The sequence below is a fragment of the Rhizobacter sp. P3_B12 genome, from assembly GCF_056402895.1.
In genome coordinates, this window is the sequence record NZ_JBFUGN010001307.1 from 1 (window position 1) to 1,375 (window position 1,375).

The window sequence follows — 1,375 nt, forward strand, 5'->3', positions numbered from 1 at the left end:
CCCGGCAGCCAGGCCACCGTGCGCATCCCGTTGTCGACGCGCTCGCCGAACCCGCCCGCCAGCGTGCCGCTGTGGCACTTCGACCAGGCCAGCGCGCGCTGGGTGCAGGAAGGCACGGCCACGCTGGCCGGCACCGGCGCCGCCCAGTACTACGAAGGCACGGTGACCCACTTCAGCTACTGGAACGCCGACCAGGTCGCCGAGACCGTCGACCTCGAAGGCTGCGTGGTCACCGCCGACGGCAAGCCGGCGGCGAACGTGCTGGTCAGCGCCAGCGGCGTCGACTACTCGGGCCGCAGCTCGGCCTTCACCGACGCCACCGGCCACTTCGTCGTGCAGGTGCGCAAGGATTCGACCACCTCGGTGTGGGCCGCGACCGACAAGCTCGTCACGGCCATCCACGAGGTGACGATGGGAAGCGAGAACGCCGCGATGACCGAGTGCATGGTGCTCGAGACCGCGACCACCGGCAGCAAGCTCGCGCCGAAGGTGACGAGCAACCCGCGCGCGCAGACGGTCGCGATCGGCGAGACGGTGATGTTCTACGCCACCATCGACGGCACGCAGCCGATGACCTTCGTCTGGCTGCGCAACGGCCTGGAGATCGCCGGCAGCGACAGCAGCTTCCTGTGGCTGCCCCAGGTGACGCTGGCGGACGATGGCGCGCTCTACAGCCTGCGGGGCACGAACGCCGCCGGCAGCGTGACGACGGTGACCGCCAAGCTCACCGTCAGCGCCACGCCGATCCCGCCGCAGCTGGCCTGGGCACCGCGCGATGCGACGGTGAATGCCGGCGAGACCGCCGTCTTCGCGGTGGTCGTGACCGGCAGCGCGCCGTTCGCCTACCAATGGAAGCGCAACGGCCAGGCGATCGCCGGTGCCACGGCCCCCAGCTACGCGATCGCGACGGTGGATGCCGATGACGGCGCGCTGTTCAGCGTCGAGGTGGCCAACGGTGGCGGAAAGCTGCAGACCGATGCCGCGCGGCTGACCGTCATCCCGGCGCAATCGCCGCCGGTGATCACGACGCAGCCGCAGGGCATCGTCGTCAATGTCGGCAACCCGGCCGTCTTCGCGGTCGAGGCCAAGGGCAGCGCACCACTCGCCTACCAGTGGCAGCGCAACGGCGCCGACATCGCCGGCGCGACCACCGACGTCCTGAGGCTGGCCGCGGTGACCGCGGCCGACAACGGCGCGCAGTTCCAGGTGGTCGTGAAGAACGCGAAGGGCAGCGTGACCAGCGCCGCCGCGACGCTGACGGTCAACCAGGCCAGCGATGACCAGCAGGCGAAGCTGCTCGCGCTGATGACCGCGTGGCTGCCGGGCATGGAAGCCGCCGGTGCACCGCTGCAGTTCGCCGACGACGGCTTCAAGG

Annotated in this window: 1 protein-coding gene; it reads left to right on the top strand. The window is 70.8% G+C overall.

Features of this window, described 5'->3' with window-relative positions:
- The coding region (locus AC1D01_RS34775) for an immunoglobulin domain-containing protein (protein WP_477874085.1) at positions 1-1,375 on the top strand (1,375 nt) is incomplete at both ends.